The organism is Amycolatopsis orientalis (assembly GCF_000943515.2).
GTDB lineage: Bacteria > Actinomycetota > Actinomycetes > Mycobacteriales > Pseudonocardiaceae > Amycolatopsis > Amycolatopsis orientalis.
Genome location: NZ_CP016174.1, coordinates 6,587,728 through 6,602,050, shown reverse-complemented (window position 1 = coordinate 6,602,050; position 14,323 = coordinate 6,587,728). Strand labels below are relative to the sequence as shown.

Annotated in this window: 12 protein-coding genes; 9 read left to right on the top strand and 3 right to left on the bottom strand. The window is 69.4% G+C overall.

The genetic code is table 11. The annotated features are described in order from the left end of the window. Positions 1-52: 52 nt before the first annotated feature. Genes SD37_RS28490 through SD37_RS28475 form a run of 4 tightly spaced genes read left to right on the top strand, consistent with a single transcriptional unit; the run spans position 53 to position 3,571 of the window. Complete coding sequence (locus tag SD37_RS28490; protein ID WP_044850810.1) at positions 53-1,159, top strand: Re/Si-specific NAD(P)(+) transhydrogenase subunit alpha; 1,107 nt, start codon at positions 53-55, stop codon at positions 1,157-1,159. Continuing rightward, entirely contained in the window at positions 1,159-1,458 is a 300-nt protein-coding gene (locus SD37_RS28485; RefSeq protein WP_037313815.1) for an NAD(P) transhydrogenase subunit alpha part 2, read from the top strand. Before SD37_RS28490 ends, SD37_RS28485 begins: the two co-directional genes overlap by 1 nt. Then, positions 1,455-2,840, top strand: coding sequence for an NAD(P)(+) transhydrogenase (Re/Si-specific) subunit beta (locus tag SD37_RS28480; RefSeq protein ID WP_044850809.1), 1,386 nt, complete (start codon positions 1,455-1,457; stop codon positions 2,838-2,840). Before SD37_RS28485 ends, SD37_RS28480 begins: the two co-directional genes overlap by 4 nt. Then, positions 2,837-3,571 carry a lipoate--protein ligase family protein gene (locus SD37_RS28475; protein ID WP_044850808.1) on the top strand — a complete coding sequence of 245 codons (735 nt, stop codon included), beginning with the start codon at positions 2,837-2,839 and terminating at the stop codon, positions 3,569-3,571. Before SD37_RS28480 ends, SD37_RS28475 begins: the two co-directional genes overlap by 4 nt. A gap of 110 nt (positions 3,572-3,681) precedes the next feature. On the opposite strand, the gene SD37_RS28470 is transcribed toward SD37_RS28475, so the two are convergent. Beyond that, a complete protein-coding gene (locus tag SD37_RS28470; protein WP_083255109.1) occupies positions 3,682-4,365 on the bottom strand; it encodes an Lsr2 dimerization domain-containing protein in 684 nt (227 codons plus the stop codon). Positions 4,366-4,521: 156 nt separating this feature from the next. Between SD37_RS28470 and SD37_RS28465 the strand changes: the two genes are divergently transcribed. Further along, the gene (locus SD37_RS28465) at positions 4,522-5,895 is read left to right on the top strand and encodes a dihydrolipoyl dehydrogenase family protein (RefSeq protein WP_044850806.1); all 1,374 of its coding nucleotides are present in this window, start codon (positions 4,522-4,524) and stop codon (positions 5,893-5,895) included. 3 nt (positions 5,896-5,898) lie between these two features. Here SD37_RS28465 and SD37_RS28460 read toward each other — a convergent pair whose 3' ends face one another. Further along, complete coding sequence (locus SD37_RS28460) at positions 5,899-7,374, bottom strand: hypothetical protein (RefSeq protein ID WP_044850942.1); 1,476 nt, start codon at positions 7,372-7,374, stop codon at positions 5,899-5,901. A 182-nt stretch (positions 7,375-7,556) separates the two neighbouring features. Between SD37_RS28460 and SD37_RS28455 the strand changes: the two genes are divergently transcribed. From SD37_RS28455 to SD37_RS28440, 4 genes are all read left to right on the top strand, one after another. Further along, positions 7,557-9,029, top strand: a complete 1,473-nt coding sequence (locus SD37_RS28455) for a S8 family peptidase (RefSeq protein ID WP_044850805.1) — start codon at positions 7,557-7,559, stop codon at positions 9,027-9,029. A gap of 369 nt (positions 9,030-9,398) precedes the next feature. Further along, positions 9,399-9,902 carry a DUF3145 domain-containing protein gene (locus SD37_RS28450; protein WP_145926758.1) on the top strand — a complete coding sequence of 168 codons (504 nt, stop codon included), beginning with the start codon at positions 9,399-9,401 and terminating at the stop codon, positions 9,900-9,902. 41 nt (positions 9,903-9,943) lie between these two features. After that, positions 9,944-10,537, top strand: a complete 594-nt coding sequence (locus tag SD37_RS28445; RefSeq protein ID WP_044850804.1) for a hypothetical protein — start codon at positions 9,944-9,946, stop codon at positions 10,535-10,537. Positions 10,538-10,602: 65 nt separating this feature from the next. Beyond that, entirely contained in the window at positions 10,603-12,963 is a 2,361-nt protein-coding gene (locus SD37_RS28440; RefSeq protein WP_174567860.1) for a cation-translocating P-type ATPase, read from the top strand. A gap of 74 nt (positions 12,964-13,037) precedes the next feature. On the opposite strand, the gene SD37_RS28435 is transcribed toward SD37_RS28440, so the two are convergent. Then, positions 13,038-14,288: a beta-ketoacyl-[acyl-carrier-protein] synthase family protein gene (locus SD37_RS28435; protein ID WP_044850803.1), complete on the bottom strand. Its 1,251-nt coding sequence runs from the start codon at positions 14,286-14,288 to the stop codon at positions 13,038-13,040. Between the last annotated feature and the right edge of the window lie 35 nt (positions 14,289-14,323).

Genomic DNA, 14,323 nt, shown 5'->3' with positions numbered 1-14,323 from the left:
ACATGGTAAACAGTGCGAGTTCGTGTGGTCCTCTCCAGCGAGGAGGTCGCCTGTGGCGGCAGAAAACGAGCAGCTCACGGTCGGTGTTGTCCGGGAGACCGGGCAGGGAGAACGCCGCGTCGCGCTGGTACCGAAACTCATCGAGCGTGTCTCAGGACGCGGAATGCGGGTGGTGGTCGAGCCCGGTGCGGGCGCCGGCGCGCTGCTCGCCGACGAGGTATTCGAGCAGGCGGGCGCGGAGCTCGGCGACGCGTGGGATGCCGACATCGTGGTGAAAGTGGCGCCTCCGAGCGCGGCCGAAGTCGCGAAGCTCAAAACAGGCACGATCCTCATCGGTTTCCTGAATCCACGGGCCGATCCGGATGGGATAGCGGCGCTGGAATCGGCGGGTGTGCGCGCCTTCGCCGTCGAGGCGATCCCCCGGATCTCCCGCGCGCAGGCCATGGACGCGTTGTCGTCGCAGAGCAGTGTCGCGGGTTATCGCGCGGTTCTGCTGGCAGCACAGAAACTCACCCGGTTCTTCCCGATGCTCACCACCGCCGCGGGCACCGTGCCACCGGCGAAGGTGCTCGTGCTCGGCGCGGGCGTCGCCGGATTGCAGGCATTGGCGACGGCGAAACGGCTCGGTGCGCAGACCACCGGGTACGACGTCCGGCCCGAGGTCGGCGAACAGGTCAAATCGCTCGGCGCGAAATTCCTCGACCTCGGCATCGAGGCGGTCGGCGAAGGCGGATACGCCCGCGAGCTGACCGAGGAGGAAAGGGCCGAGCAGCAACGCAGGCTCACCGAGGCGATCACGAAGTTCGACGTCGTGATCACCACGGCGCTCGTCCCCGGCCGCAAGGCGCCGACCCTCGTCACCGCCGACGCGGTGAAGGGGATGCCCGCCGGTGGTGTCGTGGTCGACCTCGCCGGTGAGTCCGGCGGCAACTGCGAACTGACGAAACCGGGCGAGGAGGTCGTCGAGTACGACGTCACCATCTGCTCGCCGCTCAACCTCGCCGCGGAGATGCCCGCGCATTCCAGCGAGCTGTACGCGCGCAACGTGACCGAACTGCTGGAACTGCTCGTCGACAAGGAAGGCCAGCTCGCGCTCGACTTCTCCGACGAGATCGTCGCCGGGGCCTGCGTGGCCGGAAAAGAAGAAGGGGGCGAGTGATGCTGGTAGGCAGCCTGGCGATCCTCGTGCTCGCCGGATTCGTGGGTTTCACCGTCATTTCGAAGGTGCCCAACACCCTGCACACCCCGCTGATGTCGGGGACCAACGCCATCCACGGCATCGTCCTGCTCGGCGGGCTGATCGTGCTCGGCCTCGGCGTGGACGGCGTACTGAACAAGATCCTGCTGGTGATCGCGATCGCCTTCGGCACGATCAACGTGGTCGGCGGCTTCCTCGTCACCGACCGGATGCTTTCGATGTTCAAGGCGAAGAAGCCGGAAGAGGGTGGTGACAAGTGACGACCTTCATCGCCGTCCTCTACATCATTTCCTTCGCACTGTTCATCTACGGCCTGATGGGGCTGACTGGTCCGCGCACCGCGGTGCGCGGCAACTGGATCGCCGCCGTCGGCATGGGCATCGCGGTGATCGCGACGCTTCTGACGCCGGGGATGAGCAACTGGCTGCTGATCGCACTCGGTGTCGCGATCGGTGTCGTCGTCGGCGTGCCGTCCGCGCGCAAGGTGAAGATGACCGCGATGCCGCAGATGGTGGCGCTGTTCAACGGCGTCGGCGGCGGGGCGGTCGCGCTCATCGCGTGGGTCGAGTTCCGGACCACGGACGGCTACGCGCACGAGCCGGCGTACGTCGCGATCGCGTCGCTCTTCGCCGCGATCGTCGGGTCGATCTCCTTCTGGGGCTCGAACATCGCGTTCGGGAAGCTGCAGGAGCTCATCTCCGGCCGCCCGATCACCTTGGGCAAACTGCAGCAGCCGGTCAACGCGCTGGTACTGATCGCCGCGGTCGTCCTCGCCGTCGTCATCGCCACCGGCGGCGACGCCGAACTGCTGATGATCGGCCTGCTGGTGGCCGCGGGTGTGCTCGGCGTGGTGGTCGTGCTGCCGATCGGCGGCGCGGACATGCCGGTGGTCATCTCCCTGCTGAACGCGCTCACCGGGCTGTCGGCGGCGGCCATGGGGCTCGCCCTCGACAACACCGCGCTGATCGTGGCGGGCATGATCGTCGGCGCCTCGGGTTCGATCCTGACCAACCTGATGGCGAAGGCGATGAACCGGTCGATCCCGGCCATCGTCGCCGGTGGGTTCGGCGGCGGTACGGCGGTCGCGAGCAGCGGCTCCGGCGAGGTCCGGCCGGTCCGCAGCACCAGCGCGTCCGACACCGCTATCCAGATGGCGTACGCGAACAAGGTCGTGGTCGTCCCCGGTTACGGCATGGCCGTCGCGCAGGCGCAGCACGTGGTCCGCGAGATGGCGAAGTTGCTGGAGGCCAAGGGGATCACGGTCGCCTACGCCATCCATCCGGTGGCCGGCCGGATGCCGGGGCACATGAACGTGCTCCTCGCCGAGGCCGACGTCCCGTATGAGCAGCTCAAGGAAATGGACGAGATCAACTCCGAGTTCGCCCAGACCGACGTCGCGCTGGTGATCGGCGCGAACGACGTCACGAATCCGGCCGCGGAGACCGATCCGGGCTCGCCCATCTACGGGATGCCGATCCTCAAGGTGAACCACAGCCGGTCGGTGATCGTGCTCAAACGCTCGATGAGCTCGGGCTTCGCGGGCATCGACAACGAGCTCTTCTACGATGCGAAGACCAGCATGCTCTTCGGCGACGCGAAATCGTCGGTGGGCGAGATCGTGGAGGAACTCAAAGCACTGTGACCGGCCCCTCGGAAGTCGTCGCCGCGTTCGACGACCCGGCCGACAACCTCGCGTTCGACGAAGCCCTCCTGCGCGCCGCACCGGAGGCGCCGGTCCTGTGGATCTGGCGCAACACCGACTGTGTGGTCGTGGGGCGGGGGCAGAAGATCGAACGCGAGGTCAAGGTCGACGTCTGTGCGAGCGACGGCGTTCCGGTGCTGCGCCGGGCCAGCGGCGGCGGCACGGTGTTCCACGATCCCGGCAATCTCAACATCACCCTCGTCCTGTCGGGGCACGGCCTGGCGGGGAAGCCGCTCGAAGCGCTCGGAGAGCTGATGACCGCGACGGTGGCCGGACTCGGTCTGCCGTCGCGGCTCGGTGACCGGGGACTGTTCGTCGGTGACTCGAAGCTGTGCGGTTTCGCCGTGTTCCGGACGAGAACGGGCCTGCTCGCGCATTCGACCCTGCTCGTTTCGACCGCCGCCGAACGGGTCGGCCGGTACCTCACCGCGGCACCGGCGGATCCCCGTCCGCTCGACTCGCATCGGAGCCAGGTCGCGTCGCTCGCCGACCACGGCCTGCGCAAAGGTGTTGCCGACGTCACGGCCGCGGTCCGGGCCGCGGCGGCCGCGCAACTGGGCGAACTCACCACCCGCAAGCCCTCGGCGGCGGAGCTGGACTGGCACCGCTCGCTCGGCCACACGCGCTACCACTACTCCGAATGGCATTCCTCGGGTGCCCAACGCTCGTGAGTGGTAATGACGGTTAGAACCGTCATTACCACTCACGAGCCGGACGCGAAAAGCCCCTTGCGGAGACTATGGAAATCTCCGCAAGGGGCTTTTTCCAGCTTTTCGGCGAATTACTTTTCTTTGGCCGAGAAAGTGACGACGGGCACCTTGCGGGCGGCCCGGGTGGTCTTCTTCGGCTCCGCGGCCTTCTTCGCCGGAGTCTTGGCGGCGGTCTTCGGAGCGGCGGCCGTGGTCTTGGCGGAGGCCTTCGGAGCCGCCGCCTTCACCGGCGTCTTGGTCGCGGCGGCGGCCTTGGCGCGTCCGGCCGTGGTCTTGGCGGCGGTGGTCTTCGCCGCCGTGCCGCGAGCCGACTTCGCCTTGGCGGCGGTGGCTTTCGCCGTGGTCCTGGCGGTGGTCTTGCTCTCCGCCTTGGGCGCGGCGACCTTCGCGGCGGCGGTCTTGGGGGCGGCCTTGGCGGCGGCGGGCTTACGGCCGGCGACGCCCTTCGCGGCGGGCTTGCGGCCCGGCTTCGCGGCCGTCTTGGCCTCCGCCTTGGCGGCGGTCGCCGCGGTCTTCGGGGTCGACTTCGACACCCGGGCACCCTTGGGCCGCTGCACGACCCGGGGGCGGAGTTTCCGTCCACCGATCCGGCGGCCGTTTTCCACATAAGCACGCAGGATTTCCCGGAGCGCGGTGGCGTTGTCGGCCGAAAGGTCGATGTCGTAGGCGATTCCGTCCAAACCGAAAGCGACCGTTTCCTCGGCCGCCTCGCCGGTCAGATCGTCCAGCAAATGCACAGCAGTGTTCCTGGCCATGAAAAACCTCCCGCGCTCGATCGTTCTACTGCGTAACCGGCACGGTGCAACCTGAACCCGCGGCTGATGACTCACGCAGCGACACGAGGATAGCGGCAGGTTGCGCGAAGCTGCGCGGTGGTGTGCGCTGAATGCATGTCAGCACAGACTTTTGACGTGATCGTGATCGGAGGCGGACCGGTCGGCGAGGTCGCCGCCGAGCGCGCCGCACGCGGCGGCCTCCAGGTCGCCCTCGTCGAACACGAACGCTTCGGCGGCGAATGTTCTTACTGGGCCTGCATTCCGAGCAAGGCACTGCTGCGGCCGGGGCTCCTCCTCGCCGCCGCCAAACGGGTCCCGGGTGTCCCGGTGGGCGACGCGGTCGACCCGGCCAAGGTGTTCGCGCGCCGGGACTGGTTCACCGGCAAGGGAGACGACACCGGACAGGTCAAGTGGGCCGAAGGCGTCGGGATCGTCCCGATCCGCGGGCACGGCCGGATCACCGGTGAGCGCGAGGTCACGGTCGACGGCGGTGACGTGCTGACCGCGCGGCACGCGGTGATCGTCGCCACCGGCAGCGTGCCGCGGACGCCGCGGATCCCCGGACTGGACACCATTTCGCCCTGGGGGTCGCGGGAGGCGACCTCGGCGGAAGAGGTCCCGCGCCGCCTCGGCGTCCTCGGCGGCGGTGTCGTCGGCGTCGAGATGGCGCAGGCTTACGCCACCCTCGGTGCCGAAGTCCACTTGATCATCTCGGGCGAACGCCCCTTGCCGCGGCTGCCGGACTTCGTCGGCGACGCGGTCATCGCGGGGCTTCGCGAAGCCGGCGTGACCGTGCACACCGGCTCCGGTCTCGAGTCAGTGTCCGCTTTGGACGGTGGTAAGGAATTGTCGCTGAAGGGCGGTGGGAGGTTGGTCGTCGACGAACTGCTCGTCGCCACCGGCCGCCGCCCGGCGACCGACGGACTCGGCGTGGAGGCGCTGGGGCTCGAAGCCGGTGCCGCGCTCACGACGGACGACAACGGCCGTGTGTCCGCTGTGGACGGTGACTGGCTGTTCGCCGTCGGGGACGTCACCGGCCGCGCGCCGCTGACCCACCAGGGCAAGTACGCCGCCCGCGCCGCTGGGGACGCGGTGGCCGCACAGGCCGCGGGCAAGCCGGTCGACTCCGCCGCGTGGAGCGCGCACAGCGCCACGGCCGACCATCACGCCATCCCGCAGGTGGTCTTCACCGACCCGGAGGTCGCGTCGGTCGGGCTCGCCGGAGCGGAAGAGGGCAAGCCGCATCGCGTCGTCGACATCGACATCGCGGTGGCCGGTTCGTCGCTGCACGCGGACGGCTACGCGGGCAAGGCGCGGATCGTCGTCGACACCGAACGCGGTGTCCTGGTCGGCGCGACCTTCGTCGGGCAGGACGTGGCGGAGCTGCTGCACGCGGCGACGATCGCGATCGTAGGGGAGGTCCCGCTGTCGCGGCTGTGGCACGCTGTCCCGTCGTTCCCCACGATCAGCGAAGTGTGGCTGCGCCTGCTGGAGGCCTACGGGCTCTGAGCTTCAGCCGTTGACGGGGAGTTCGAGCGCGGCCTTCGCGCCTCGGACCAGGCCGGGATCGTCCGGAGTGGACGGTCCCGGCACCCACACCACCTGGATCAGCCGGACCGAGTTCCCGTCCTGGCTGCTCTGGTAGGCCGCGCCCTCGAACACCGGGACGTCGCCCTGCCACTGGTTGGTCTCGGTGGCGAGATCGAGGATGCCGCCACCGCCGGGGGTGTCGGCGGCCGCCTTGAACGCGGTCGCGAGCGCGGTGTCCGGGAACTCGACGACGGCGACCGTCACCGCCGCGGCCCGGCCGTCGATGGAACTGGCGAAGCTGGCTCGTTTCACCGTCGTGCAACTCGTCCGCTGAAGGCTCGCCTGGACGTCGCCGTACGCGTGCGAAGCGCATTTCTGGTCCGCGGCCGACGCCCGCGAGGTGAACTGGATGTTCTCCACGGCGCTGCTGCTGGGCGGGGGAGAGCTGGTCGCCGGGGTCGGCGGCGGGGGAGGCTGCGTCGACGCGGTGTCGTCACCGCCGGAAGCGACGGTGATGGCCGCGACCAGCAGCACGATGAGCAGGCCGATCGCGGCGAGCGGCAACCATTTCACCGTCTTGGACTGGTGCGGCGCCTTCGGTGCGGACTCGGCGGAAGCGGAAGCGGGTGCCTGCGCCGCGGGAGCGGGAGCCGCGGCCGCGACGGGCAGCGGGGCCTGCCGGACCGGGGCGACGGGCTTCACGGGAGCGGCGGACGGCTGAACGGGCTTGGCGGGCGGGGCGGGGGGAGTGGCCGGTTTCGCCGGTCTCTTCGCCTTCCCGGGATGCCGCACCGGAACCGTCGGCGCGATGGCGACGAGCGGATTCTCGCGGACGATGGTCGGCTCTTCGTCGGAGTAGGCGCTGAATCCCTCGCCGAGCAACATCTCTTCGGGCATCGGCGGCGCGTCCGGGGCGAGCGCGGCGATCAGCTCCCGCGCCTGCTGGACCGACCGGGGCCGGTCCGCGGTGGCCAGCGAGACCGTCGCGGCGAGCATGGTCGTCGCCGTCGGGTACAGGACCCGGACCGAACCGGCCAGGTCCGAGGGCGGCTGATCGACCGTCTCCACGTACGGGCCGACGGCGATGATCGTGCCGATCGGCCCGGCGCCGGGGGCGACGTCGGCGATCTTGTGCGTGCACGCGGCGGACAGCGAGAGCGCGTCGGTGGCCGGGTTGATCGAAGTGTCGCCGTGGACCAGGGGCCAGCCGTCGGCCTTCCACGGCCCGCCGAGCGGGGCTTCGAGCTTCAGTGCCGGGTCCGGCAGGTCGACACCGATGACGATGATGACGCCCTTGGGCATGACGATGACCGCCTCGACGGCCCGTTCGTCGGCCGGGCGGGCGCCGATCAGGGCGACCCCGCCGACGACGGTGCTGCCGCGGCCGAGCGAGGCCAGCGCGGCGCGTACGTCCTCGGCCACCCGGGACGGCTGCTGAGCGAGGCGAACGAGTCGCACCGAACCCCTCCCCATCTCGTCGGTCTCGGTGCACAAAGTAGCGCCTCCGAACGGAGTAGCGGGGAGACACGTCCCAGGTGAGAGCCACGAGACTTGTCATGCGCGTGAGCGCCGTCACTCGTCCAGGTATTACTCGTTGGTACGTGGCAGCGCCCTTGTCCCCTGTCACCAGGAGAAACATCATGGCCGTATCTCGTCCGTGGCGTCGACGCGCCGCACTCGTCGTCGCCCTGCTGGCCGTCCCGGTCGCGGGGATGGTCCCCGCGCAGGCCACGGGACCGCTCGCCCCCGTTGCCCCCGGACTTTCCCGCCTGCTCTCGGCCGTCACCGGCGCCACCGTGGTGACCGCGTTCGTGCACGCCGGCGATGTCGCCACCGCCGAACGTGCCGCGAAGGAGGCCGGACTCACGAAGGTCACCTCGTTCGCCAAGATCGGCGTCGTCGCCGTCCGTGGGACCGCCGACCAGGTCCGCGCGGTCCGCAAGGCCGCCGGGGTCACCTACGTCGAAGGCAACGAGAAACTCAAGGCGCACGGCAGCGCTGGAACCACGGCCACGCGGAGCCTGCAGGCGCAGACGACGTTGAAGGACTCCAGCGGCGCGCCCGTGGACGGCCGCGGTGTCTCGGTCGCGATCATCGACACCGGCGTCGACCCCACGCATCCCGCGTTCAAGGGTGCCGACGGCAAGACGCGGGTGGTGCGCAGCCTGAAGAGCCTGTGCCTCGACGGGACCACGACCGGCTGCATTGTCGACGTCCCGACCTCGGTCGACACCGACACCCTCTCCCTCGGCGGCCACGGCACGCATGTCACCGGCATCGCCGCGGGCAACCGGCTGACGCTGACCGACGGCACCAAGGTCGGCGGTTCGGCTCCGGGGGCGAAGATCGTCTCGGTCTCGACCGGGGCCGCCCTGCTCGTGCTCGGCACGGACGCGGCGCTGAACTGGGTGCTGGAGCACCACGCGGCGCCGTGCGGCGCGGGCGTCCCGGCATCGGTGTGCCCGCCGATCAAGGTGACCAACAACTCCTACGGTCCCAGCGGAGGTGGCGCCTTCGACCCGAACTCGGCGACGGTGAAGCTGCAGCGCGCGCTCGCCGCGGAAGGGGTCGTCACGGTGTGGGCGAACGGGAACGACGGCGGTGACGGTTCGGCGAACCTCTCCAACCCGCCGGGACAGGACCAGACACCGGGCGTGCTTTCGGTGGCGTCGTTCAACGACCAGGGGACCGGCACCCGTGACGGCACGGTGTCCGACTTCTCCTCGCGCGGGCTGAAGACCGACAAGGCGACCTGGCCCGACGTTTCCGCGCCGGGGGAGAACATCCTGTCGGCGTGCCGTCCGACGCAGCCGATCTGCACGCAGGGCCTGCAGCCGAAGAACGGCCCTGGGTTGCTGGATCTCGGCACCTACAACGTGATCAGTGGGACTTCGATGGCGGCGCCGCAGATCACCGGCATCGTCGCGCAGCTGTTCCAGGTGGCGCCGGACGCGAGCCCGGCCGACATCGAGGCCGCGATCAAGGGCACGGCGTACAAGTTCGCGAACGGCTCGCAGTACGAGGCGGCCGGTCCGTACACGTCGAGCTTCGACAAGGGCACCGGCCTGGTGGACACCTTCGCCGCCGCCCAGTCCCTCGGCGCCCAGGGTTAACCCGCGTGAAGGCCCCCTTCCCTCGGCTCAGCCGAGGGAAGGCCCCCTTCACGCGCCCCCGTCGTGGCTGCTGATGCTTGCGTGCCGCATGTGGCGGTCTTCGTGTCCGTGAAGGACTCCTTGAGGGACCCAGGGTCCCTCAAGGAGTCCTTCACGGACCGGGCTTGGGATCTTGACGCCCCCGGTGAAGCCTCCAACAGGGGTCCCGCGTCCCAATCAGGTGCGACTTGTGGTGTTCATGTGGCCAAACAGCACAGTTGGGGTGCACAATGTGCTCACGCGTACCGGGAGGCGGCACGAGCCACCTGACCAGCGCAGCTCGCGAGGTCGTAGGGGAAGACGCCCCTCGTCGAGTAGCGGAGGTCAGCAGTGAGCACCCGTGGCAACACCCGTGGCGTGGTGTACGTCCACTCGTCGCCGTCTGCGGTCTGTCCGCACGTCGAGTGGGCTATTTCGGGCACCCTGGGTGCCCGAGTCGAGTTGAAGTGGACGGCGCAGCCCGCCAGTCCAGGACAGCTCCGCGCCGAATGTGGTTGGCGCGCGCCTTCGGGCACCGGCGCGAAGCTGGCGTCCGCGCTCAAGGCGTGGCCGATGATCCGGTTCGAAGTCACCGAAGAGCCCAGTGCGGGGGTCGACGGTGAGAGGTTCTGTTTCGCCCCCGGCCTCGGCCTGTGGCACGGCAGGACCAGTGCCAACGGCGACATCGTCGTGGGTGAGGACCAGTTGCGCGCTCTCGTGAGCAAGGTCCGCACCGGTGAATCCCTGGCGCACAAGCTCGACGAGCTCCTCGCCGCCAATTGGGACGAAGCGCTCGAACCGTACCGGCACGCCGGAGACGGCGCACCGGTCACCTGGCTGCACCAGGTCGGGTAGAGGGCGTGAAGACGGAAGAGGCGGGCGGCTAACCTTTCAGGGTGACCGCCCAGCCTCGCCCCGCCTCCCGTCAGCGGTGGCTGATCCCCGTCCTGGTGGTGGTGATCTCCCTGACCGTCGGCATCGGGTTGCTGGCGCGTGAGCTCTACCGCCGTCCCGAGGCCCAGCCCCACGAGCCGGTCGTCACCGACTCGCCGTCGCCGGTCGCCCCGGAGGCGCAGCCGGGTTCACCCATCGTCGAAGTCACGCCTGACGTCTTCGCGCATCCGCAGTACCAGAGCGTCCGGCAGGTACTGCAGGGGTATTTCGACGCCATCAACTTCCGCGACTATCCGAAGTGGACTTCGGTGGTCAGCAGGGAACGGGCCAAGACCAAGACCTCGTCCGAGTGGAAGAACGACTATCAGTCCACTCGGGACGGCAGCATCCTCGTCTACCGCATCGAGCCCGGCTCTCCCGGCACGCTCCGGGTACTCGTCGCCTTCACCAGCACGCAGGACGTCGACGACGCGCCGGTTTACCTGCCCGAGGCCTGTATCCGCTGGCGGCTGGTACTGCCGCTGCGCCTGGAAAGCGGATCGTGGCGGGTCGACACCACCGACGGCGGCACCAGTCCCGAGCACGAAAGATGCTGAAGTAAGGGGCGACATGGTCCCGCAGGCTGACGCGGGCCGGGGCCGGGCGGAATAGAGTCGCGGGCATGGCAATTGATCAGCCGGCCCTGCTGACCGACGCCTCGAGGGGGCTCACCAGCGAAGAGGTCGCCCAGCGGGTGGCCGCGGGCCAGACCAACGTGGTCTCGACGAAGACCAGCCGGACCACCGGCGAAATCATCCGTGCGAACGTCTTCACCCGGATCAACGCCATCTACGGCGTGCTGTTCGTGCTCATCCTGTCGACGGGGTATTTCATCGACGGGCTGTTCGGCGGACTGATCATCGTCAACAGCGCGGTCGGCATCATCCAGGAGCTCCGGGCGAAACGGACCCTGGAACGGCTCGCGATCGTCGGACAGGCGAAGCCGACCGTCCGCCGTGACGGGCAGAGCGCCGAGATCGCCCCGGAAGACGTCGTCCTCGGGGACCTCGTCGAACTGGGACCCGGCGACAAGATCGTCGTCGACGGACCGGCACTGACGGCCGACGCGCTGGAGGTCGACGAATCGCTGCTGACCGGGGAATCCGATCCGGTGGTCAAACAGCCCGGCGACAAGGTGCTTTCCGGCAGCTTCGTCGTCGCGGGCAGCGGCACCTACCGCGCGGACATCATCGGTGACGAGTCCTACGCGGCGAAGCTGGCCGCGGAGGCCAGCAAGTTCACCCTGGTGAAGTCGGAACTGCGGCAGGGTATCGACAAGATCCTCAAGTTCATCACCTACCTGCTCGTCCCAGCGGGCGCGCTGACCATCTACAACCAGCTCGCCGGCGACCAGGCATGGCCCGACGCGCTGCGCGGCATGGTCGCGGCGCTCGTGCCGATGGTGCCCGAGGGCCTGGTGCTGATGACCAGTGTCGCGCTGGCGGTCGGCGTCATCCGGCTGGGCAAACGCCAGTGCCTGGTGCAGGAACTGCCCGCGATCGAGGGACTCGCCCGCGTCGACGTGGTGTGCGCGGACAAGACCGGCACGCTCACCGAGAACGCGATGCGGCTTGCCGAGGTCCGCGAGATCACGCCGGGGCATCCGGTGGACGACGCACTGGCCGCGCTCGCCGCCGCCGACCCGCGGCCGAACGCCAGCCTGCAGGCGATCGCGGAGGCGCACGGGACCGATCCGGGCTGGCGGGTCTCCACGACCATGCCGTTCTCCTCGGCGCGCAAGTGGAGCGGCGCGTCGTTCGGCGGCGATGGTGACTGGGTGCTCGGCGCGGCCGACGTCCTGCTGCCCGAGGGCGAGCACCGGGCGGAAGCCGAGAAGATCGGCTCGCGCGGGCTGCGCGTCCTGCTGCTGGGCCGTGCCGAACGGGCCGTCGACGCGGCCGAGGGCCCCGGCGACATCGCACCCGTGGCGCTCGTGGTCCTGGAGCAGAAGGTCCGCCCGGACGCGAAGGACACGCTGGACTACTTCGCGCACCAGGACGTCGCGGTCAAGGTCATCTCCGGCGACAACGCCATCTCGGTGGGCGCGGTCGCGAGCACGCTCGACCTGCCGGGGGCGGACAAACCCGTCGACGCGCGGAAACTGCCGGAGGACGCCGAAAAGCTGGCCGACACGGTCGAGGACCGCGCCGTCTTCGGCCGCGTGACGCCGCTGCAGAAACGCGCGATGGTCGGCGCGCTGCAGTCGAAGGGCCACACCGTCGCGATGACCGGCGACGGCGTCAACGACGTCCTGGCGCTGAAGGACGCGGACATCGGCGTCGCCATGGGCGCCGGCAGCCCGGCCACCCGCGCGGTCGCGCAGATCGTGCTGCTGGACGACAAGTTCGCCACCCTGCCGCATGTGGTCGCCGAAGGGCGGCGGGTGATCGGCAACATCGAGCGGGTCTCGAACCTGTTCCTCACCAAGACGGTCTACTCGGTGCTGCTGGCGCTGATGGTCGGCATCGCGCAGGTGCCGTTCCCGTTCCTGCCGCGCCACATCACGATCACCGCGTGGTTCACGATCGGCCTGCCCGCCTTCGTGCTCTCGCTGGCACCGAACAACGAACGCGCCCGTACCGGGTTCGTCGGCAGGGTGATGCGGATGGCCGTCCCGGCCGGGCTGGTCATCGCCACCGCGACGTTCGTCAGCTACCTGCTGGTGTACAAGGGATCCGGACAGTCCGAACTGGACAAGATCCAGGCGGGGACGACGGCGCTGATCACGCTGATCACGATCGCGCTGTGGGTGCTCGGGATCGTCGCGCGGCCGTACCGGTGGTGGAAGATCGGGCTGATCGGCGGGATGGTCGTGCTGACCCTCGCGCTGTTCCTGATCCCGTTCACGCAGAAGTTCTTCGCGCTGGACCCGAGCGTGAGCGCGTACACGCTCTCGGCGTTCGCCTGCGCCGGGGTGGGGATCGTGCTGGTGGAGGCGGCCTGGTGGATCGGACGGCATCTGGTTAAGCGCTCAGAAGCCTGACCGAAGCGGCTCCGGATGTTATGAACGGGACTTTCATTGCAAAATTTGCAATGAAAGTCCCGTTCATAACATTGTCAGGCCGCCGGAGTGAACAGCAGCGCCGTGTTGTGCCCGCCGAAGCCGAACGAGTTGCTGATCGCCGCGCTCAGCTCGACCTTGCGCGCCTCACCGGAGACGACGTCGAGCTGCACCTTCGGGTCCAGGTCCTCGAGGTTCAGCGTCGCCGGGACGAGGCCGTGGTAGATGGCCAGGATCGTGGCGATGCCCTCGACCGCGCCCGCGCCGCCGACCAGGTGGCCGAGTGCGCCCTTGGGCGCGGTCACCACGGTGTGGTCACCGATGGCGTTGCGGATCGCCGCGGCCTCGCCGACGTCGCCGACGACCGTGGAGGTCGCGTGCGCGTTGACGTGGCCGACGTCGGAGGGGGAGACCCCCGCCATCGTCATCGCCTGCCGCATGGCGGCGATCTGGCCGATACCCTCCGGGTGGTTACCCGTGATGTGGTAAGCGTCCGAGGTGATCCCGTACCCGCTCAGCTGCGCGTAGATCCGCGCGTTGCGGGCCTTGGCGCGGTCCGCCCGCTCCAGGATGACGACGCCGGATCCCTCGCCGAGGACGAAACCGTCACGGTTCACGTCGAACGGCCGGGACGCCTTCGCCGGGTCGTCGTTGCGGGTGGACACCGTCCGCGCCTGTGCGAAGCCGGCGAGGGTGATCGGGTGGATGCACGATTCGGCCCCACCGGCGACCACGACGTCGGCGCGGCCCGAGCGGATCATCTCGTAGCCGGCGGCGATGCCTTCCGCGCCCGACGCACAGGCCGACGCGGGCGAGTGCACCCCGGCGCGGGCCTTCAGGTCGATCCCGACATGTGCGGCGGGGCCGTTCGGCATCAGCATCGGCACGGTCAGCGGGGAAACCTTGCGGAGCCCCTGCTTGTGCAGAAGGTCGTTCTGGGAGATCAGGGTGACCGGACCGCCGACACCGGTGCCGATGGTCACCCCCAGGCGCTCGGGGACGACGTCCTGATGCTCATCGGTCGGCTGCGTGAATCCCGCGTCCGCCCATGCCTGCCGGGCGGCGATGAGGGCCACCTGCTCACAGCGGTCCAGGCGGCGTGCCTGGACCCGGGGCAGGACTTCGGACGGGTCCACGGCGAGCATGGCGCCGATCTTCACCGGCAGGTCGAGTTCGTCGACCCAGTCGGCTTCGATGCGGCGGATCCCGCTCGCCCCGGCGAGCAGACCGTCCCACGTGGACGCGACGTCTCCGCCGAGCGGCGTGGTGGCGCCCATCCCGGTGATCACGACGTCGATGTTGCTCATTGGAGTCTCCCCAAGGTCGGCGCCAATCAAGAACT

What these genes read in the sequence shown, in the direction of transcription:
- SD37_RS28485 (WP_037313815.1), top strand. Translation starts at nt 1,159, where the DNA reads ATGCTGGTAGGCAGCCTGGCGATCCTCGTGCTCGCCGGATTCGTGGGT.
- SD37_RS28470 (WP_083255109.1), bottom strand. Translation starts at nt 4,365, where the DNA reads ATGGCCAGGAACACTGCTGTGCATTTGCTGGACGATCTGACCGGCGAG.
- SD37_RS28455 (WP_044850805.1), top strand. Translation starts at nt 7,557, where the DNA reads ATGGCCGTATCTCGTCCGTGGCGTCGACGCGCCGCACTCGTCGTCGCC.
- SD37_RS28440 (WP_174567860.1), top strand. Translation starts at nt 10,603, where the DNA reads ATGGCAATTGATCAGCCGGCCCTGCTGACCGACGCCTCGAGGGGGCTC.
- SD37_RS28435 (WP_044850803.1), bottom strand. Translation starts at nt 14,288, where the DNA reads ATGAGCAACATCGACGTCGTGATCACCGGGATGGGCGCCACCACGCCG.